Origin of the sequence: Variovorax pasteuri (assembly GCF_051216435.1) — a bacterium.
Lineage (GTDB): Bacteria > Pseudomonadota > Gammaproteobacteria > Burkholderiales > Burkholderiaceae_C > Variovorax.
Map to the genome: position 1 here is coordinate 583,623 of NZ_JBPJZS010000002.1, position 20,016 is coordinate 603,638.

Here is a 20,016-nt window from a genome sequence, read left to right on the forward strand (position 1 = left end):
GGGTCGACATGGTCATGGCCGTACGTCCGGCCGACTCAGCACGACGAGCGAGCGGCATTGCAGGGGATAGGAAGCCTCGGCCCACGCAGGGGCGAGCGAAGCGGCGTCTTGGGTGGTGGGCGGCGGCGTGGTGCTGGCGGTGTCGACCAGCAGCCGCCACGCGCCGTGGGGCATCGGGGGCAGCGTGAAGGCGATCTCGTCGTGGTGCGCGTTCAGCAGCAGCAGGAAGTCGTCGTCGTGCTGCGTCTCGCCGCGCGGCCCGCGGTCGGCAATGCCGCCGCCGGGGATGTACATGGCGATGCAGCGGGCGTTGGTGTCGTTCCAGTCTTCGGTGCGCATCTCTTCGCCGTCGGGCTTGAGCCAGTGCACGTCGGTCACGGTCTCTCCGGCGGCCGGCTTGCCCGCGAAGAAGGTGCGCCGCCGGAACGACGGATGCGCGCGGCGCAGCGCCACCATGCGTTCGACGAAGGTGGTCAGCGCCAGCCGCTCGGGCGTGGCCGACCAGTCGAGCCAGCCGAGCTCGTTGTCCTGGCAGTAGACGTTGTTGTTGCCCTGCTGCGTGTGGCCGCGCTCGTCGCCCGCCAGCAGCATGGGCACGCCTTGGGACAGCAGCAGCGTGGCCAGCAGGTTGCGCTTCTGGCGCTCGCGCAGGGTCACCACCTCGGGGTCGTCGGTGGGGCCTTCGACGCCGCAGTTCCACGACACGTTGTGGCTGTTGCCGTCGCGGTTGTCCTCGCCGTTGGCCTCGTTGTGCTTGTCGTTGTAGGACACCAGGTCGTGCAAGGTGAAGCCGTCGTGCGCGGTGACGAAGTTGATGCTCGCGCTGGGCTGCTTGCCCGACCAGCCGTACAGGTCTTGCGAGCCGGTGACGCGCTTGGCCATTTCGCCGATGAGCCCGCCGTCGCCCTTCCAGAAGCCGCGCATGCCGTCGCGGTACTGGTCGTTCCACTCGGCCCAGCCCAGCGGAAAGTTGCCCACCTGGTAGCCGCCGTGCCCCAGATCCCAGGGCTCGGCGATGAGCTTCACGCGGTTGAGCGTCGGGTCTTGCCGGATGGCGTCGAAGAAGCCGCCGAGGTTTTCCACCTTGCCGGCCTCGCGCGCCAGGGCCGAGGCCAGGTCGAAGCGAAAGCCGTCGACGTGCATTTCCTCGGCCCAGTAGCGCAGCGAGTCCATCACCAGCTGCAGCGCATGCGGGTGCTCCAGGTTCACGGTGTTGCCGCAGCCGGTGAAGTCGTCGTAGTAGCGGCGGTTCTCTGCGTTGGCGATGTAGTAGGAGGCGTTGTCCACCCCGCGCATCGACAGCGTGGGCCCGAGCTGGTTGCCCTCGCAGGTGTGGTTGTAGACCACGTCGAGAATGACTTCGATGCCCGCGGAGTGCAGCGTCTTCACCATGGTCTTGAACTCCTTCACCTTGCCCGAGGCGCTGTAGCGCATCTCGGGGGCGAAGTAGCCGAAGGTGTTGTAGCCCCAGTAGTTCTGCAGGCCCTTCTCGGCCAGGTGGCGGTCGTTCAGGAAGCTGTGCACCGGCAGCAGCTCCACGGTGGTCACGCCCAGGCGCTTGAGGTAGTCGACCACCGGCGCGCAGCCCAGCGCGGCATAGGTGCCGCGCAGCTCGGGCGGCACGTCGGGGTGGTTCATGGTGAAGCCGCGCACATGCATCTCGTAGATGACCATGTCCTGCCGCGGCACCGAGGGGCGGCGGTCGTCGCCCCAGGTGAAGGCGGTTTCCAGCACGCGGCCCTTGGGCATCAGCGGGGCGCTGTCGCGCCGGTCGAAAGACAGGTCCTCGCGCTTGCTGCCCACGGTGTAGCCGTACAGCGCGTCGCCCCACCGCAACTGGCCCACCAGGTCTTTCGCGTACGGATCGAGCAGCAGCTTGTGCGCGTTGAAACGGTGGCCCTCCTCGGGTCTGTAGGGGCCGTGCACGCGGTAGCCGTAGGCCTGGCCGGGCCGTGCTTCGGGCAGGTAGCAGTGCCACACGCCGTCGGTGCGCTCGCGCAGCTCGATGCGCTGCAGCTCATGGCGCCCGCGCTCGTCGAACAGGCACAGCTCCACCTTCTGGGCATGCTGGGAAAAGAGCGCGAAGTTGACACCCTCGCCGTCCCAGGTGGCGCCGCGCGGATAGGGCTTGCCGGGCCAGATGGCCGTGATCGTCGGATTGGTTTTTCGTGTCATTCAGGGGCCAGGAGCAATCGAAGGCAAGGCAGGCATCGGGTCCATCGATCAGCGCGGCGGGCGGTCGTCGAAACGGGGCGGCGGGTTGGTACTTCCCACCGGGCCCACCGGGCCCGCCGGGTCTATGGGCGTCACCGGGGCCGTGCCTTTCAGCGTCTTGCCGTCCTTGATGACCTCGCGCGGCCACCAACGCTCGATCTGCGCCTTCGCCCAGTCCTTGCCGGCCAGGCCGAAGGCCAAAGCCAACGCAAAAACCACGCCCGCCAGGATCACCAGGAAGCTTTCGCGCACGATGTCGCCGCCCACCTTGATCTGGTCGAGCGCAATCAGGATCACGAAAGCCATCACCGCGTACTGCGCCATCTTGGCGAACAGCATCGCGTCCTGCATCTTCACGCCGCGAAAGTAGCTGCCCACCGCGTCGCCCACGAACTTCGCGAAATACGAGCCGAAGGCCAGCACCAGCAAGGCCACGGCCACATTCGGCACGAACCATACGATGCGCCCCAGCAGGTCGGCGATGTAGCTCAGTCCCATGCCGTTGAAGGCGATCAGCAGCGACGCCAGAATGACCAGCCAATACGCCAGCACCCCGAACACGCTGCTGGTGTCGCCCCGCCAGCCCCCCTGGCGCAGGAAGTTGTCCAGCCCCGCGCGCTCGGTGAGCACGTTGAAGTTGATGGCGCGCAGCGCCTTGGTCACCGCGAACCGCACCGCCTTGGCGATGACCCAGCCCACGAACACCACCACCAGCGCGACCAGCAGGCGCGGGATGAATGCCCCCACCTGGTAGAGGATGGCGCGCAGCGGCTCCAGGTGAATGCCGAAGTTTTCCATGATGAGTCTTTCCCGAATTTGATGGGGGGTGGTGTCAGGCGCGCGACGGGCGAATGAGAGAAAGCACGCCGTGCAGCGGCACCTGCACCCAGTCGGTGCGGTTGTTCAGCTCGTAGCGCAGTTCGTAGAGGGCCTTCTCGAGCTCGAACAGGGAGAGCAGCTCGGCGTCGAGAGGCGCACCGTCGGGCGCGGCCATGGCCTCGGCATAGCCCTTCAGGAAGGCGTCGCGCGTGGCCTGCTCCCAGGCGATGGCGGGCGCGGCGAGCTTCTCGGCCTCTTCGGGGCTTTGCGCCACGCGCCGCAGGGCGGACCAGCGCGCGTAGTTGAACGAGCGCAGCATGCCCGCCACGTCGCGCAACGGCGAACCCTTGGCGCGCCGCTCCTCGAAGCTGCGCGCGGGCTCGCCCTCGAAGTCGATGATGACGAAGTCGTTGTCCTTCACCAGCACCTGGCCCAGGTGGTAGTCGCCGTGGTAGCGGCTCTTCAGCACGGCAGCGCCGCCCTCGACGAAACGCCGCTCCGCAATGTTCGACTGCAGTGCGTCGGCAGCCGAAAGCAAGGTGTTGGCGTCGGCCTGCGTGCCGGCCGGCAACCCGCCGATGCGCTCGCGCAGCAAGGCAATCGTGGCGGTGGCGTCGGTGCCCGCATGCGTGCGGTAGCCCGCCACGTCGGTGGCCGTCAGCGGCTCGGGGTCGAAGGCGGGCGCACCGGTGCGGGTGGCCAGCGCGCGGTGCAGTTCGCCGGTACGCCGGCCCAAGGTAGCCATCAGCGCCAGGAAGCCGCCGTGCACCGCCCCCACGTCGGACCCGTCGGGTGCCGCGCCGTCGGTGGTTGCCACGTCGCGCAGAAAGCGCTCCAGGTAGCCCAGCGTGTAGTCCCAGCCGTCGCCCTGATTGGCGACATAGCTCTGCACCATCGCCAGCGTCATGGTGCGCCCGTCGGTGGTGATGTATTCGAGCGCGCCCAGCACCGGCACGCAGTTGGGGTACTCCACCTCGGTCAGGAAGCGGCCCATCTCCAGCTCGGGGTTGATGCCCAGGCGCACGTGGCGATAGCCCTTGAGGAACAGCGTTTCGTTCAGCGTCACGGCGGTGTTGCTGCTCACGCCGCTGGGCCGGCCGACCGCCAGCGCGTCGATGTCAATGTTCAGCTCGCCGAACGCGGCGGTGGGCTTGAACACGAACCTGCCGTTGCCCGTGGCCAGTTCGGCGCCCTGGCCGATGGCGCGCACCAGTTCGCGGCAGAAGGCCTCGTCGTAGAAGGCGTCGCCCATCAGGCCGACCTGCGCCTGTTGGCGCACCTTGGCGAGCGCGGCCTGCGCCACGCCGGCCATGCGCTCCTCGTCACGCTCTTCCCAGGCGAGCGCCAGCGGCATGAAGTAGGTCGCGCCGCCGGGCGGGCCGTCGAGTGCCAGCAGCGGCAGCATCCAGCTCTGGCCGTTGGCCTCCCACACCGCATGGTCGGTCATGCGCGCGCGCTGGATGGGCACGCCCTTGGAGGCGTACCAGCGCTGGATCTCGATGTGGCGCGGCAGCGTGTCCAGCTCGAACTGGTTGCGCATGCGCTCGGCCATGCCGATGCGCCATGGCATCACACGGTCGCGGAAGAAGCTGGTCCAGCCGTCGAACAGCACCAGCGTGGGCCAGTCCTGCAGCGCCACGCCCTGCTCGTGCCAGCTGGGCGCATCGGCCTCGGCCGTGAGCTTGAACCAGTAGAAGCCGTACGACGACAGCGTGAGCAGGTAAGGCAGCTCGCCGATGGGCGGAAACGCCGAGCGGCCCAGCATCTCGATGGGCACGTGCCCCTTGAACTCCGACAGGTCGAGTTCCACCGGCTGCGCCGCGCGCGACAGGTTGAACACAGCCAGGATCACGTCGCCGTCGTACTCGCTCAGGTACGCCAGGATCTTGCGGTTGCCCGGTTTCAGAAAGCGCCGCTTGCCGCGCCCGAAGGCGTGGCTGGTCTTGCGCACGGCCAGCATGCGCTTGGTCCAGTTCAAGAGCGAGCTGGCGTCGCGCGCCTGCGTTTCCACGTTGAGCGCCTCGTAGCCGTACATCGGGTCCATGATGGGCTGCAGGTACAGGCGCTGCGGGTCGGCGCGCGAAAAACCTGCGTTGCGGTCGGGGCTCCACTGCATGGGCGTGCGCACGCCGTTGCGGTCGCCCACGAACACGTTGTCGCCCATGCCGATCTCGTCGCCGTAATAGATGATGGGCGAGCCCGGCATCGACAGCAGCATGCCGTTCATGAGCTTCACCCGGTCGAGGTCGTTCTCCATCAGCGGCGCCAGGCGCCGGCGGATGCCCAGGTTGATGCGCGCGCGCGTGTCGGCCGCGTACATGGTGTACATGTAGTCGCGCTCCTTGCTGGTCACCATCTCGAGCGTGAGCTCGTCGTGGTTGCGCAGGAAGATCGCCCACTGGCAGCCCTCGGGAATGTCGGGCGTCTGCGCCATGATTTCCACGATCGGGTGGCGGTCTTCCTGCGCAATGGCCATGTACATGCGCGGCATCAGCGGAAAGTGATACGCCATGTGGCATTCGTCGCCGTCGCCGAAGTACTCGCGCACGTCCTCGGGCCACATGTTGGCTTCGGCCAGCAGGAAGCGGTTCTTGTACTCGGCGTCGATGGTCGCGCGCAACTGCTTGATGACGGCGTGCGTCTCGGGCAGGTTCTCGTTGCTCGTGCCGTCGCGCTCCACCAGGTAGGGAATGGCGTCGAGCCGGAAGCCGTCCACGCCCATGTCGAGCCAGAAGCGCATCGTCTTCAAAATGGCTTCCATCACCGCCGGGTTGTCGAAGTTCAGGTCGGGCTGGTGGCTGAAGAAGCGGTGCCAGTAATACTGCTTGGCCACCGGGTCCCAGGTCCAGTTCGAAGTCTCGGTGTCGGTGAAGATGATCCGCGTGCCCTGGTAGATCTGGTCGGTGTCGCTCCACACGTAGAAGTTGCGCTCGGGCGAGCCGGGCGGCGCCAGGCGCGCGGCCTTGAACCACGGGTGGTCGCTCGAGGTGTGGTTGATGACCAGCTCGGTAATGACGCGCAGGCCGCGCTTGTGCGCCTCGGCCATCATTTCGCGGAAGTCGGCCAGCGAGCCGTACTGCGGATGCACGTCTTCGTACTCGGCAATGTCGTAGCCGTCGTCGCGCAGCGGCGACGGATAGAACGGCATCAGCCAGATGGTGTTGACGCCCAGGTCCTTCACGTAGTCGAGCTTGGCGGTCACCCCCTGGAAGTCGCCCATGCCGTCATTGTTGGAGTCGAAGAAGGCCTTGACGTTGAGCTGGTAGATCACCGCGTCGCGGTACCACAGCGGATCGTCGCTGGTGTCGATTTCCACGGTTTCAAGTGCGATGTGCGAGACAGGTGCATTCATGGGCAGTCGACCTCAAAGAAAGTAATCGAAGTCGCGCTCGTCGCCATGGCGACGACGGACCACGAAGATGTGCGCGGGTGCGCTGTGCGGATCGAGCCGCACGTAGTGCCAGTCGCCCTGCCAGATGAAGCGCTGACCGCTGAGCAGGTCGTGCATCTGGAAGCCGCGCGACGGCGGGCTCACGCCCACGCTGCCGGGCTCCAGCCCCACCCAGCCCGACTGCGGCGTGTGCGGGTCGAGGTTGACCACCGTCACCACCACGTTGCTGCCGTCGGCCGAGGTCTTGGCGTAGGCCAGCAGTTGCGGGTTGTCCACATGCAGGAAGCGCAGCGTGCGGTCCCATTGCAGGGCGGGGTTCTCGCGGCGGATGCGGTTCACCCGCGCGATGAAGGGCGCCAGGCTTTCGGGGTCGTCGTGGTTCCAGTGGCGCAGCTGGTACTTCTCGGAGTCGAGGTATTCCTCGCCACCGTGGTCGCGCGGCAGGTGCTCGCGCAGCTCGTAGGCCGGCCCGTAGATGCCGTAGCTGGCCGACAGCGTGGCGGCCAGCACCAGCCGCGACATGTAGACCGAGGCCTCGCCGCCCTGCAGCTGCTCGTGCAGGATGTCGGGCGTGTTGGGCCACACGTTGGGGCGAAAGTAGTCGATGCCCGGCGCGGTCGACAGCTCGGTGAAGTACTCGACCAGCTCCTCCTTGGTGTTGCGCCAGGTGAAGTAGGTGTAGCTCTGCGAGAAGCCACCCTTGGCCAGCCGGTGCATCACCTTCGGGCGCGTGAAGGCCTCGGCCAGGAAGATCACGTCGGGGTGGGTGCGCTTGATCTCGGCAATCACCCATTCCCAGAACGGAAAGGCCTTGGTGTGCGGGTTGTCCACGCGGAAGATGCGCACACCCTCGCCCACCCAGTGCTCGAACACGCTCTTCAGCTCGGTCCACAGGCCGCGCCAGTCCTCGCACTCGAAGTTGAAAGGGTAGATGTCCTGGTACTTCTTGGGCGGGTTCTCCGCGTACTGCACGCTGCCGTCGGGCCGCCATCGGAACCAGTCGGGGTGTTCCTTCACGTACGGATGGTCGGGGGCGCACTGGAAGGCGATGTCCAGCGCAACCTCCAGGCCGTGGTCGGCCGCGCGCGCGAGCAGCTGGCGAAAGTCCTGCGGCGTGCCCAGCGCGGGCAGGATGTCCTTGTGCCCGCCTTCGGCCGCGCCGATGGCCCAGGGGCTCCCCACGTCCTGCGGCCCGCTCACCAGCTTGTTGTTGGGGCCCTTGCGCTGCACGCGGCCCACGGGGTGGATCGGCGGGAAGTACAGCACGTCGAATCCCATCGCGGCGATGGCCGGCAGGCGCGCCTCCACGTCCTTGAAGGTGCCGTGCACGCCGGGCTCGGTGCCGGCGGAGCGCGGGAACAGTTCGTACCAGGTGCTGAAGCGAGCGCGCTCGCGGTCGGCCACCAGCGGCAGCTCGACCGGGTAACGCGCCTCGTGGCGACGGTCGGGATGGCGGCGCGCGGTGTCTGCCAGTTCGTCGTCCAGCGCCAGCGCCTTCAGCGACACGGCGTCGGCACCGGGCGTGGCGGCCACGGCGTCGAGTTCGGTGGCCCAGCGCTGCAGCGCCGTCTTGTCGGCACCATCGGCTCGCCCGGCGGCAGCCGCGATCTCGAGCGCGCCCACCTGCGAGGCGATGCGCACGTCGTCGGGGTCGACGCGGCGCGCCATTTCGCTGCGCCACGACTCGAAGGGGTCGACCCAGGCGACGGCGGTATAGACGTAGCGGCCGAGCGCGGGTGGCGAGAAGGCAGCCTCCCACACGTCGTTGCCCAGCGGCTTCATGGGCACTTCGCGGAACGCGGCCTGGTCGTGCGCGCGCCAGCACAGCTGCACGCGCAGCACGTCGTGCCCGTCGGTGAAGCAGTGCGCGCGCACGCGCACGCGCTCGCCGGCCACGCATTTCACGGGGAAGCGGCCGTTGTCCACGGCGGGCAGCACGGCGTCGATCACCGCGCGCACGTTGCCGTGCGCGTCCGCGATGTCGCTCGCCACGGGGGTCTGGCGGGTGGCAAAGATGTTCTTCATGGTGTGGTGCGTTGCTCCAGGATCAGCGTCGAAAGGGGCGGCAGGGTCAGGCTCACCGACTGCATGCGGCCATGCGAGCGCACAGGGGCGGCTTCCACGCCGCCGAGATTTCCCCAGCCCGTGCCGCCGAACTCGGCCGCGTCGGTGTTGACGACTTCGCGCCAGAAACTGCCGCCCAGAACGCCGTCGATGCCGCCCGGCACTCCCAGCACGTAGTTGGTTCGCGGTACCGGCGTCATGTTGCAGACCACCAGCAGCGGCGGGCTGCCGTCGGCGGACTTGCGCAAGAAGGCGAACACGCTTTTCTCTTCATCGTCCGCGGTGATCCACTCGAAGCCGGCCGCGGAAAAGTCGAGCTGGTGCAGCGCGGGCGCCTCGCGGTACACGCGGTTGAGCTGCGCCACCAGCCGTTGCAGGCCGCCGTGGCCGGTCTGCTCGGTCACCCACCATTCGAGCTCGCCGTCGTGCGTCCATTCGCGGCGCTGGCCGAACTCGCCGCCCATGAACAGCAGCTTCTTGCCCGGGTGCGCCCACATGAAGCCGAACAGCGCGCGCAGGTTGGCGAACTGCTGCCAGTTGTCGCCCGGCATCTTGTTGATGAGCGAACCCTTGCCGTGCACCACCTCGTCGTGCGAGAGCGGTAGCACGAAGTTCTCGTTGAAGGCATACACCAGCGAGAAGGTCAGCTTGTGGTGGTGGTACTTGCGATTGACCGGGTCTTCCTTCATGTAGTCCAGCGTGTCGTGCATCCACCCCATGTTCCATTTCTCGCCGAAGCCCAGGCCGTCCATGTCGGTCGGGCGGGACACGCGCGGCCAGGCGGTCGACTCCTCGGCCACGGTGAGCGTGTCGGGGAACTCGCGGTACACGGCGCGGTTGAGCGTGCGCAGGAAGTCGATGGCTTCCAGGTTCTCGCGCCCGCCGTGGCGGTTGGGGATCCACTCGCCGTGCTTGCGCGCGTAGTCGAGGTAGAGCATCGAGGCCACCGCGTCCACGCGCAGCCCGTCGAGGTGGTACAGGTCGAGCCAGAACAGTCCCGAAGACACCAGGAAGCTGCGCACCTCGGGACGGCCGTAGTTGAAGATGCTGGAGCTCCACTCCGGATGGAAGCCCTGGCGCGGATCCGCATGCTCGTAGAGGTGCGTGCCGTCGAAGTAGCCCAGGCCGTGCTCGTCCGTCGGGAAGTGAGAGGGCACCCAGTCCAGCAGCACGCCGATGCCCTGCTGGTGCAGGTGATCGACCATGTACATGAAGTCCTGCGGCGAACCGTAGCGCGCGGTGGGCGCGAAGTAGCCGGTGGTCTGGTAGCCCCACGAACCGTAGAACGGGTGCTCGGTCACGGGCATGAGCTCCACGTGGGTGAAGCCCATCTTCTTCACGTAGGCGCCCAGTTCGTGCGCCAGCTCGCGGTAGCCGAGGAACTGCCCGTCATGCCGGCGCCACGAGCCCAGGTGCACCTCGTAGACCGACTGTGGCGCGTCCAGCGCGTTGTTCGCGCCGCGCGTGGCCATCCATTCGTCGTCGTTCCATTCGTACGAGAGTTCGCAGATGCGCGAGCCGGTGGCCGGCGGCAATTCGGCGCTGAAGGCCACGGGGTCGGCCTTGTCGACGGTGTAGCCAGCAAAGCGCGAACGAATGCGGTACTTGTAGGTCTGCCCGAGCGCGGCCTGGGGCACATGCCCCTGCCAGATGCCGGTGTTGTCGGGGCTGGGTGACAGAGGGTCTGCTTTGCCGGACCAGTAGTTCCAGTCGCCGACCACCGACACCGATTCGGCGTTGGGCGCCCACACCGCGAAATTCACGCCGCCACCGGGCTGCGGGTGGGAACCCAGCAGGTCGTACAGGCGGGCGTGGGTTCCTTCGTGGAAAAGATAGGCGTCTCGCTCGCCCAGGAGTGAATGGTTCAGAGGCACCGGCGTTCCTTGATTGAGGGCCAGCGACACGCCTGTTCGAGGAACATTTGCGTTTTTCGTCTGGCGGAAACTCAATTTGCGGCGGTGCCGCATGCCGTGGGTACGGTCTGAACCTACTCGCCTTGTCGGAGAGTTGCCCGTATGCCGGCGTCTCGCCCGGCGCCCGCTCAAGCGTGCAGTGCGAAGTCGTCGAGGGTCAGCGTGATGGGGCTGCGCGGCGCGGCCCGGTAGCGTGCAATGGCCGCGGGCTCGATCACCTGGAAGTGCTTGCGGCACACCTCCAGCAGACGGTCGCCGACCTCGCGCGTTCCGAACCCGTCGTGCAGGGTGTGCTCGGAGATCTGCACGATGACGCGCGCGCCGCCCGGGCCTTCGGGGTAGACGGCGAAGCGCACGCTCGCCGTGTCGAAGCAGTAGATGCCTTCGAAATTCATCTGTCTTGTCTCCTGTAATTCGGGGCAGATTGAGCGCGCACCTGCGGCCGTTGGAGAGTGGACATTGGCCCGTGCGCGTGCAGGAAATTTCCTACGCACGGCAAGGCGCGCGCTTGCACGCACAGGGCGTGTTGGCTTTGGTGGCGCGGCGCCAATGCGGCGAAGATGGTGCCTCCAGATTTCCGGAGACCCCGTCTCGATGACCGAATTGAAAACGCGGCACGTGCTGCTCCCCCGCTGCGCCACGGCGTCCGGCCTTGCGGCGCTGCTTTTGCTCGGCGCCTGCACCTCCGCCACCACCGAAGCGCAGCGGCAAGCCAGCGCCAGCAAGCCCCCGCCCACCGACTGCACTGCATGGGTCGGCACCGACCGCAACGCCATGATGGGCGGCTACCTGCTGCCGCAGGGCAAGGGCTCCGGTGAAGGTGGCAATGGCACCAAGGTGTGCGTGCCCGTGCTCATGACGGCCAACCCCACGCCGGCCGACTACGCAGGCGGCGACTACCACGTCAGCGAGTTCACCGACGAAAAGCTCAAGGCCCGCTGGCGCGCCTGCAAGGCAGACGCGGCCTGCTTCAAGCGCATCGACGCGCAGATGCAGCGCTGGCTGCCGCCCAACAAGGAGCGCGCCACGCGCTCGACCGGCGTGGTCGACCCGTCGGGCAGGATCGACCCCGAAGGCCAGGTCGACCTGAAGGCCATCCGCCGCCCTGCCTTCTTCGCCAAGGCGCCCTACCGCGAAGGCATTGCCGAGGCCGATGCGCGAACCAGCATCGTCGAGTTCACGGTGCCGCACGACGCCTTCGAGCGCATCGACCTGAAGATGACCGGTGACATCAAGCTGCGCGGCTGGTACATCGAAGGCGCGGGCGTGGACGCCGGCAAGGGCAAGAAGACGCGCGCGCTGGTCATCATGGCGCCGGGTGGCGGCGGCCAGCTCACGGCCATCCAGCATCCGGACGAGGTGGCCTACCGCATCGACCAGAAGACCGGCAAGACCGCGCCCGTGAGCTTCCCCAACGCGACCACCGAGACCATGGGCCAGCGCTGGTGGCGCGAGAACCTGTACGCGCTGAACCAGGCGGGCTACGACGTGCTGGCCTACGACCGCCGCGGCGAGGGGCTGTCGGGCGGCTTCAGCGACACCAACACGCTGGAGCAAGGCGAGGACGTGTTCCGCGCGCTCACCGCGCTGGACACCGGGCGCGGGCTGCGCATCCTCACGCCCCAGGGCCAGCTGCTCGAAGGCGACGCCACGCGCGGGCGGCTGCTCGCGGGCATGCCGGCCAGCGAGATCCCGCTGGTGCTGGGCGGCTACTCGCGCGGCTCCATGTCCACTGCGTGGGCCATGACGCGCAACTACGTGGCCCAGTGCAGCTTCGACATGCCCGAGCCCAACTGCACGCCGCCCAAGGGCATGCGCAACATCCGCGGCGCCATCCTGCTGTCGTCGTTCGCCAGCGGCCCGGGCTACGTGGGCGACTCGCCCGACCTGGCCGACCGCAACCCGTTCCTTGGCGGCATGGCGGCCGACCACCACATCGTGTTCTACCCGAACTCGTCCACGCTGGCGGGCATGGACCGCTGGCCCGCCGCCTTCTTCGGCAAGGGCCTGTGGGACCGCGCCGAGACGCTGGAGGGCACCGTGGCCGCCTACAACCGCATCCGCGGGCTGAAGGAGATCGTGGTGGCGCGCGGCCCGCATTCGATCGAGACCTGGCCCGAGTCCGACCGGGCCTACCTGCGCGAGCGCATGGTGGCGTATGCCAAGGCGGTGATCGTGGGCGGGCGCACCATTCCGGGCGCCAAAAAATGGAAGGACTTCAAGTCGCTGGTGGCGACCACGCCGGATTCGTGGGAGCCCTCGTCGCGGCCCAGGCCCGCGGGGAACACCGGCAAGGTGCCATGAACGAACGATGACCCTGGGCGGCCGCCCGTCGGTGGCTGCCTACACCACGACAGCGTGAATGCGCTGTCGCCGCACTTTCGGGGCTCCCTAGGATTTTCCTCAAGCGCAGCGCTTGTGCAGGCCGTTCTCCGGGCCGCGAGCCGCGCGCTCCCCCGGAGATCCCCCGATGAAGTTCGAAAACCATCCCCAAGGCGCGGACGACGTCCGCGCACGCCTCACGCGGCGCGCCGTGTTCCAGTCGGGCGCCGCACTCGTCGGCGCCAACGCCACGATGCTTACCGCCGCACAGGCCGCGCCTGTGGCCGCCCAGGCGGCCAACGCCACGAGCCCCCAGGAACCCGCGCCGCAGCGCATGCAGGTGCAGTTGCAGATCAACGGCCAGCCCCATCGCCTGGAGGTCGACACCCGCACCACCCTGCTCGACGCGCTGCGCGAGAACCTGCGCATGACCGGCACCAAGAAGGGCTGCGACCACGGCCAGTGCGGCGCGTGCACGGTGCTGGTGGAAGGCCGGCGCACCAATTCATGCCTGACGCTGGCGGTGATGCACGACGGCCAGTCGGTCACCACCATCGAAGGCATGGCGCAAGGCGATGCGCTGCACCCGCTGCAGCAGGCCTTTCTGGACCACGACGGCTTCCAGTGCGGCTACTGCACGCCAGGGCAGATCTGCTCGGCCGCCGGCATGCTGGCCGAGGCCCGCGCCGGCATGCCGAGCCATGTGACGCGCGAACTCACCGGCCCTGCGAGCGATGTGGGCGATGCGGCCAACGTGCCGCTCAGCGACGCAGAAATTCGCGAGCGCATGAGCGGCAATCTCTGTCGATGCAGCGCGTACCCCAACATCGTCGCGGCCATCCAGGTCGTGGCCAGGAACGCATCGGGAGCGCGCTCATGAAAGCATTCAGCTACGAACGCGCCGCCACGCCCGAAGCGGCGGCCACCGCGGCCGCGCGGCCCGGCGCGCGGATGATCGCGGGCGGCACCAACCTGCTCGACCTGATGAAGCTGCAGGTCGAGACACCCGCGCACCTGGTGGACATCAACCGCCTGGGGCTGGACACCGTGGAGCCCACCGCCGAGGGCGGCCTGCGCATCGGCGCGATGGTGCGCAATGCCGAACTGGCGGCCGACGCGCGTGTGCGAAAGGACTACGCGGTGTTGAGCCGCGCGCTGCTGGCCGGCGCCTCGGGCCAGTTGCGCAACAAGGCCACCACCGGCGGCAACCTGCTGCAGCGCACGCGCTGCTACTACTTCTACGACACCGCACGCGCCTGCAACAAGCGCGAGCCGGGCACGGGCTGCTCCGCGCTGCAGGGCTACAACCGCATGCACGCGGTGGTCGGCGCCAGCGAGCAGTGCATTGCCACGCATCCGTCGGACATGGCCGTGGCCATGCGCGTGCTCGACGCCAAGGTGGAAACCGTGTTGCCCGGCGGCATGCGCCGGGTGATTCCGATTGCCGACTTTCATCGCCTGCCGGGCGACACCCCGCAGATCGAGACCGACCTGCAGCCGGGCGAACTGATCACCGCCGTCACCCTGCCGCCGCCGGTGCCCGGCCAACACGTGTACCGCAAGGTGCGCGACCGGGCTTCGTATGCGTTCGCGCTGATCTCGGTGGCGGTGATCGTGGACGCCAGCGGCGGGCGCATCCGCTCCGCACGCATGGCCTTCGGCGGGCTGGCGCACAAGCCGTGGCGCGTGGAGGCGGCCGAGGCGCGGCTGGCCGACACCGTGCTGGACGACGCGGCGGTCGATGCCGCCGCCGACACCGTGCTGGCCGGCGCCCGCGGGCGCGGCCACAACGACTTCAAGCTCCCGCTGGTGCGACGCACCCTGCAGGCCACCATCACCGAAGCCGCGCGTGCAGTGCGTGCCGCCTGAGGAAAGCACCCCATGGAAATGAACGCCCCCTCCGCCCGCAACCCGATCGACGAGAACCGCGGCGGGCTCATCGGCAAGCCCATCGCCCGCGTGGACGGCCGACTCAAGGTGACCGGCAAGGCGCCCTATGCCTACGAAGTGCAGGAGGCGCCGGGCGCACCCGCCTACGGGTTCATCGTGGAGGCCACCATCGCCAAGGGCCGCATCGCCGACATCGACGCCTCGGCCGCCGAAAAGGCGCCCGGGGTGCTGATGGTCATGACCCACCGCAACGCCCCGAAGCAAGGCGCCTGGGGCCCCGTGGACGCCAAGGACCGCTTCGCGCGCTCGTCGCCGCAACTGGCGAGCGACCGCGTGCGTTATTACGGCGAGGCGGTGGCCTTCGTGGTGGCCGAGAGCTTCGAGGTGGCGCGCGCCGCCGCGAAGCTGGTGCGCGTTCGCTACGCCGTGGAGCCCGGCGAGTTCGACATGGCGGCCGCGCAGGGCAAGGCCGAGACACCGAAGGACGACGAGCAGCAAAAGGCCGACAGCCGCATCGGCGACTTCGAGCCGGCCTTTGCCGGCGCGCCGGTGCAGGTCGACGCGACCTACACCACGCCCACGCACATCCACGCGCAGATGGAGCCGCACGCCACCCTCGCCTGGTGGACCGGCGACAAGCTGACAGTGCACTGCGCGGCGCAACTGCTGGAGAGCGCGCAGAACGCGGTGGCCAACACGCTGCAGATACCGCCTTCGAAGGTGCGCATCGTGAGCCGCTACATCGGCGGCGGTTTCGGCGGCAAGCTGCCGATCTACGGCGACGTGATGCTCTCGGCCATGGCCGCGCGGCAGCTCAAGCGCCCGGTGAAGACCGCACTCACGCGCCAGCAGATGTTTCACTTCACCACGCACCGCAGCCAGACCGTGCAGCGCGTGCGCCTGGGTGCCACGCCGGACGGCAGGCTCACCGCCATCGGGCACGACTCGCTGTCGCACAGCGCGCGGTTCGACAACTTCTATGAAACGGCCAGCACGCAGACGCGCACGCTCTACGCCGCGCCGAACCGGCTCACCACGCACCGCATGGTGAAGCTCGACCTGCCGATTTCGGACTCCACCCGCGCGCCGGGCGAGGCCGTCGGCATGCTGGCGCTGGAGCAGGCCATGGACGAGCTGGCCGAAAAGCTCGGGCTCGACCCCATCGAGCTGCGCCGGCGCAACGAGCCCGCCATGGACCCGGAGAAGAACATTCCCTTTTCGACCCGCCAGCTGCTGCGCTGCATGGACGAGGGCGCCGAGCGCTTCGGCTGGAACCGGCGCAATGCGGCGCCGGGCGCGGTGCGAGACGGCCGCTGGCAGATCGGCCTGGGCTTTGCCGCGGCCATTCGCAGCAACCTGCTGATGGACGCCAGGTGCGCGGTGTCGCTCGACCGCCAGGGCGTGCTCACGGCGCGCATGTCCATGACCGACATCGGGACCGGCAGCTACACCGTGTTCACGCAGATCGCAGCGGAAATGCTGGGGTTGCCGGTGGACAAGGTGCGCATCGAACTGGGCGACAGCGACTTCCCCGAAACGCCCGGCTCGGGCGGATCGTGGGGCGCGGCCAGCGCCGGCTCGGCCTTGTTCGACGCCTGCACCCAGTTGCGCGAGCAGATCGCTCGGCGCATGAACGCCAGGCCGGCCGACGTGGTGTTTGCCGACGGCCAGGCCACGGCCGCAGGCCGCAGCGAAACGCTGGGCGCGCTGGCGGGCACCCTCGGCCTGCGCGCAGAGGGCCAGATCAAGAAGGGCGACATGGCAACCAAGTTCTCCCAGCAGGCCTACGGGGCGCACTTCGCCGAAGTGGCGGTCGACATGGACACCGGCGAGATTCGCGTGCGCCGCATGCTGGGTGTCTTCGCGGCGGGCCGCATCCTGAACATGAAGACCGCCACCAGCCAGGCGACGGGCGCCATGATCTGGGGCGTGGGCTCCGCACTGTTCGAGGACGCCGTGGTCGACACGCGCTTCGGCACTTACGTGAACCACGACCTGGCCGAATACCACCTGCCCTCGCATGCGGACATTCCCGCCGTGGAGGCCGTGTTCCTCGACGAGGTGGACGACAAGACCAACCCGCTGAAGATCAAGGGCGTGGGCGAGCTGGGCATCTGCGGCGCGGGCGCGGCGGTGGCGAATGCGGTCCACAACGCGACCGGCGTGCGCATTCGCGACTACCCGTTGACGCTGGACAAGGTGCTGGGGCTGCAGGCGCCGCAGGGCTGAAGCCACTGAAGCCATGAGGCCCTGAAGCCTCTTTCGTCCAGGCAAAAAAGAACCCAGCGCCAAGCTGGGTTCAAGCCTCTCCGCTGCCAAGCGTCGAGGCCCTCGCAAAAGGAAGAAAGAAGCAGCTGCGAGCAACGGATGTCCGTCGCTTCCTAACGTAGCGAGTGCAGCACCCCACGCTTCCAAGGGAATGCCGACTGCGTCGGACGGACAAGACCTACGGCCCCGCGCCGCAGTTGCGCCACATGTCGGCGCCGGACGACACGCCTGTGGGCTGTGTGTCCTCAAGATCGTTGCAACGAGGGCCTTACGGTGAAGCCTTCAGTTCGAAACCTCAACACTCTGGAGCACCCGACATGACGACGACCACCAACGACCAAAGCAAGCTCTGGGACCTGATCAAGGACACCCGCTTCGGCATGCTGACCCACCGCCACGACGACGGCCAGCTGCACAGCCACCCGCTGACCACGCAGAACAAGAATGGCGACGAGGCCGGCACGCTCTACTTCTTCGTGCCGAAGAACGGCGACATCGCGCGCCATGTGGCCACCGATCCGGTCGTGAACATCGCCTACGCCAACACCGACGACGACAGCTACGTGTCGGTGTCGGGCCATGCCGCGCTGCTCGAAGACCAGGCGAAGAAGGAAGCGCTCTTCACCAAGATGGCGCAGGCCTGGTTCCCCAACGGCCCGACCGACCCCAACCTGGGCCTGCTGGCCGTGACCGTGCGCGGCGCCGAGTACTGGGACGTGGACGACAGCAAGATGGTGCAGCTCTACAAGATGGCCAAGGCAGCCATCACCGGCGAGCCCCCCAAGAACCTGGGCGAACACAAGAAGGTCGTGGTCTGACATAAGGGCCACGGACGATGACGCAAGCGACGACCCTGCAGAACCACAAGGCCGCCGACACCCGAACCCTCGCCCCCACTCCGGCCACCCCCCACCGGTGGCAGTTCATCCGCGCAGGCGGCACCGACCAGGTGGTGTTTCGCACGGGCGAGGACATTGCCCGCGTCGGCGAGCTCGACCAGAAACTGTGGGTCGCGCTGGCCTGCCCCACGCGGGGCATCGACTTCGATGGGCGCACGCTCGACCTGATCGACACCGACAAAGATGGGCGGGTGCGCCCGCCCGAAGTCGTTGCCGCGTGCCAGTGGGTGTGCGCCCGTTTGCGCAACCCCGACGTGCTGCTGCAAGGCAGCGACGTGCTCACGCTGGACGAGCTCGACGACAGCAATCCCGAAGGTGCACGCCTGCGGGACGAGGCCCGCCGCCTGCTGGAGATCCAGGGCAAGCCCGACGCAGCCACGCTCACCCTGGCCGACATTGCAGACCGCGGCGAACTGCTGGCGGCCATGCGCTTCAACGGCGACGGCATCGTCACGCCCGACACGGCGCATGAGGACGCGGTGCGCGCATCTATAGAGGAGATCATGCGCACCCACGGCAGCGTGCCCGACCGCTACATGGCGACGCCGGGCATCGACCGTGCGCGCGCGGAAGCCTTCTTTGCCGAAGTGCAGGTGGCGCGCGACTGGCATGCGCAGGCCGACACCGGCAACGCCACGCTAATGCCCCTGGGCGACCCCACGCTGGCCGCGGCCGACGCGGCCACCAAGGTGCAGGCCAAGCTCGACGACTTCTTCGCGCGCTGCCGCGTCGCGGCCTTCGACGTGCAGGCCGTGACCGCCCTCAACCCCTCCCCCAAGGCCTACGACGAACTGGGCGCGCACGCACTCGACCTGCAGGCCGAGCCCATTGCCGAGCTGCCGCTGGCGCCCGTCACGCCGCGCTGCGTGCTGACGCTGCATGGCACCAGCCTGAATCCCGCCTGGGCAGAGGCCGTCGCCACCTTCGCCGAGCGCACCGTCGCGCCGCTGCTGGGTGCGCGCGATGAACTGGCCGAGGCCGACTGGCTGGCCGTCAAGCACAAGCTCGCGCCACTGCAGGCGTTGATGGCCAAGCGCCCCGACAACTGGGCTGCCTCGCTGCCGCTGGACAAGCTCGAGGCGCTGCTGCAAACCCGCGAGCCCTTGCTCGCGCTCATCAAGGAAGACGAAGCGGCCGAAGAACACAACGCGCTGCTGGTCGACCTGGAGAAGCTCATTCGCCTGCAGCGCGACCTGGTGGTGCTGCTGAACAACTTCGTGTCGTTCAAGGCTTTCTACAGCCGCGAAGGCGCGATCTTCCAGGCCGGCACGCTGTACCTGGACGGGCGCAGCTGCGAGCTGACGGTGCAGGTGGAAAACACCGCCAAGCATGCGGTGCTGGCAGGCCTGGCCAAGACCTGCCTGGCCTACTGCGACTGCACGCGCCAGGGCGCGAAGATGAGCATCGTCGCGGCATTCACGGCGGGCGACATCGACTTTCTGTTCGTCGGGCGCAACGGCGTTTTCTACGACCGCCAGGGGCGCGACTGGGATGCCACCATCACCAAGCTGATCGAAAACCCGACCAGCGTGGCGCAGGCCTTCTTCGCGCCGTACAAGAAGTTCGTGCGCGTGATCGAAGAACAGGTGGCCAAGCGCGCCGCCGCACAGGAAGCCGTGGGCCAGGGCAGCCTGACCAGCTTTGCGACCCGGCTCACCACCGCCGACCAGACCGCCGCGGCCGACGCCGCCAAGGCGCAGTCCGCCGGGGCCCGCGCCGCCGCCCGGGTGGACGTGGGCACGGTGGCCGCCATCGGCGTGGCGCTGGGCAGCATCAGCGCGGTGCTGGTGGCCATCTTCGGCAAGTTCGTCGACCTGGGGCAATGGATACCGGTGGCATTGCTGGGCATCGTGCTGGCCATCTCGGGCCCGAGCATGCTCATTGCCTGGCTCAAGCTGCGCCAGCGCAGCCTGGGCCCGATCCTGGACGCGAGCGGCTGGGCCATCAACGGGCGCATGAAGGTCAATGTGCGGCTCGGCGGCATGCTCTCGCAAACCGCGCACGTGCCGCCGGGCGCAAGGCGCATTGCGCGCGACCCGTACCGCGACCGCCATGCGGCCACCGGATTCGCAGCGGCGGCGGTGCTGGTGCTCGCGGTGGTCGTGCTGGCCTGGCGCATGGACTGGCTCGACGACCGGCTGCCTGCGGCCTTGCAGCACGGCACGTCGGCTGCGGCCACGGGGCTGGCTGGCGCGCGCGTCGGCTGATGGGTCGTGATGGGTCGGGACTTCAGGGC

12 protein-coding genes are annotated in these 20,016 nt (G+C 68.2%); 6 read left to right on the forward strand and 6 right to left on the reverse strand.

What is annotated here, in order from left to right:
- Positions 1-12 precede the first annotated feature (12 nt).
- From glgX to ACSFBM_RS09880, 6 genes are all read right to left on the reverse strand, one after another.
- Positions 13-2,175 (reverse strand): glycogen debranching protein GlgX, encoded by a 2,163-nt coding sequence (glgX, locus tag ACSFBM_RS09855; protein WP_435484184.1) that lies wholly within the window; start codon positions 2,173-2,175, stop codon positions 13-15.
- 48 nt (positions 2,176-2,223) lie between these two features.
- Positions 2,224-3,012 (reverse strand): mechanosensitive ion channel family protein, encoded by a 789-nt coding sequence (locus ACSFBM_RS09860; RefSeq protein ID WP_435484185.1) that lies wholly within the window; start codon positions 3,010-3,012, stop codon positions 2,224-2,226.
- A 34-nt stretch (positions 3,013-3,046) separates the two neighbouring features.
- Positions 3,047-6,385 (reverse strand): maltose alpha-D-glucosyltransferase, encoded by a 3,339-nt coding sequence (gene treS, locus ACSFBM_RS09865; protein ID WP_435484186.1) that lies wholly within the window; start codon positions 6,383-6,385, stop codon positions 3,047-3,049.
- Between the two features lie 12 nt (positions 6,386-6,397).
- Complete coding sequence (locus tag ACSFBM_RS09870; RefSeq protein ID WP_435484187.1) at positions 6,398-8,449, reverse strand: alpha-1,4-glucan--maltose-1-phosphate maltosyltransferase; 2,052 nt, start codon at positions 8,447-8,449, stop codon at positions 6,398-6,400.
- Positions 8,446-10,362: a 1,4-alpha-glucan branching protein GlgB gene (glgB, locus tag ACSFBM_RS09875; RefSeq protein ID WP_435484188.1), complete on the reverse strand. Its 1,917-nt coding sequence runs from the start codon at positions 10,360-10,362 to the stop codon at positions 8,446-8,448. The genes ACSFBM_RS09870 and glgB overlap by 4 nt, the downstream gene beginning before the upstream one ends.
- A 167-nt stretch (positions 10,363-10,529) precedes the next feature.
- The gene (locus ACSFBM_RS09880) at positions 10,530-10,796 is read right to left on the reverse strand and encodes a hypothetical protein (RefSeq protein ID WP_435484189.1); all 267 of its coding nucleotides are present in this window, start codon (positions 10,794-10,796) and stop codon (positions 10,530-10,532) included.
- 199 nt (positions 10,797-10,995) lie between these two features.
- Between ACSFBM_RS09880 and ACSFBM_RS09885 the strand changes: the two genes are divergently transcribed.
- The 6 genes from ACSFBM_RS09885 (at position 10,996) to ACSFBM_RS09910 (ending at position 19,987) form a co-directional block, all read left to right on the forward strand.
- On the forward strand, positions 10,996-12,705 hold the full coding sequence (locus ACSFBM_RS09885) for an alpha/beta hydrolase (protein WP_435484190.1): 1,710 nt from the start codon (positions 10,996-10,998) through the stop codon (positions 12,703-12,705).
- 166 nt (positions 12,706-12,871) lie between these two features.
- Positions 12,872-13,603, forward strand: a complete 732-nt coding sequence (locus ACSFBM_RS09890; RefSeq protein WP_435484191.1) for a 2Fe-2S iron-sulfur cluster-binding protein — start codon at positions 12,872-12,874, stop codon at positions 13,601-13,603.
- Entirely contained in the window at positions 13,600-14,592 is a 993-nt protein-coding gene (locus ACSFBM_RS09895; protein ID WP_435484192.1) for an FAD binding domain-containing protein, read from the forward strand. Before ACSFBM_RS09890 ends, ACSFBM_RS09895 begins: the two co-directional genes overlap by 4 nt.
- A gap of 12 nt (positions 14,593-14,604) precedes the next feature.
- Complete coding sequence (locus ACSFBM_RS09900; RefSeq protein ID WP_435484193.1) at positions 14,605-16,842, forward strand: molybdopterin cofactor-binding domain-containing protein; 2,238 nt, start codon at positions 14,605-14,607, stop codon at positions 16,840-16,842.
- Between the two features lie 356 nt (positions 16,843-17,198).
- Positions 17,199-17,699, forward strand: a complete 501-nt coding sequence (locus ACSFBM_RS09905) for a pyridoxamine 5'-phosphate oxidase family protein (RefSeq protein ID WP_435438442.1) — start codon at positions 17,199-17,201, stop codon at positions 17,697-17,699.
- Positions 17,700-17,716: 17 nt separating this feature from the next.
- Positions 17,717-19,987, forward strand: coding sequence for a hypothetical protein (locus tag ACSFBM_RS09910; protein WP_435484194.1), 2,271 nt, complete (start codon positions 17,717-17,719; stop codon positions 19,985-19,987).
- Positions 19,988-20,016: the final 29 nt, after the last annotated feature.

What these genes read in the sequence shown, in the direction of transcription:
- glgX (WP_435484184.1), bottom strand. Translation starts at nt 2,175, where the DNA reads ATGACACGAAAAACCAATCCGACGATCACGGCCATCTGGCCCGGCAAG.
- ACSFBM_RS09860 (WP_435484185.1), bottom strand. Translation starts at nt 3,012, where the DNA reads ATGGAAAACTTCGGCATTCACCTGGAGCCGCTGCGCGCCATCCTCTAC.
- treS (WP_435484186.1), bottom strand. Translation starts at nt 6,385, where the DNA reads ATGAATGCACCTGTCTCGCACATCGCACTTGAAACCGTGGAAATCGAC.
- ACSFBM_RS09870 (WP_435484187.1), bottom strand. Translation starts at nt 8,449, where the DNA reads ATGAAGAACATCTTTGCCACCCGCCAGACCCCCGTGGCGAGCGACATC.
- ACSFBM_RS09880 (WP_435484189.1), bottom strand. Translation starts at nt 10,796, where the DNA reads ATGAATTTCGAAGGCATCTACTGCTTCGACACGGCGAGCGTGCGCTTC.
- ACSFBM_RS09885 (WP_435484190.1), top strand. Translation starts at nt 10,996, where the DNA reads ATGACCGAATTGAAAACGCGGCACGTGCTGCTCCCCCGCTGCGCCACG.
- ACSFBM_RS09890 (WP_435484191.1), top strand. Translation starts at nt 12,872, where the DNA reads ATGAAGTTCGAAAACCATCCCCAAGGCGCGGACGACGTCCGCGCACGC.
- ACSFBM_RS09895 (WP_435484192.1), top strand. Translation starts at nt 13,600, where the DNA reads ATGAAAGCATTCAGCTACGAACGCGCCGCCACGCCCGAAGCGGCGGCC.
- ACSFBM_RS09900 (WP_435484193.1), top strand. Translation starts at nt 14,605, where the DNA reads ATGGAAATGAACGCCCCCTCCGCCCGCAACCCGATCGACGAGAACCGC.
- ACSFBM_RS09905 (WP_435438442.1), top strand. Translation starts at nt 17,199, where the DNA reads ATGACGACGACCACCAACGACCAAAGCAAGCTCTGGGACCTGATCAAG.
- ACSFBM_RS09910 (WP_435484194.1), top strand. Translation starts at nt 17,717, where the DNA reads ATGACGCAAGCGACGACCCTGCAGAACCACAAGGCCGCCGACACCCGA.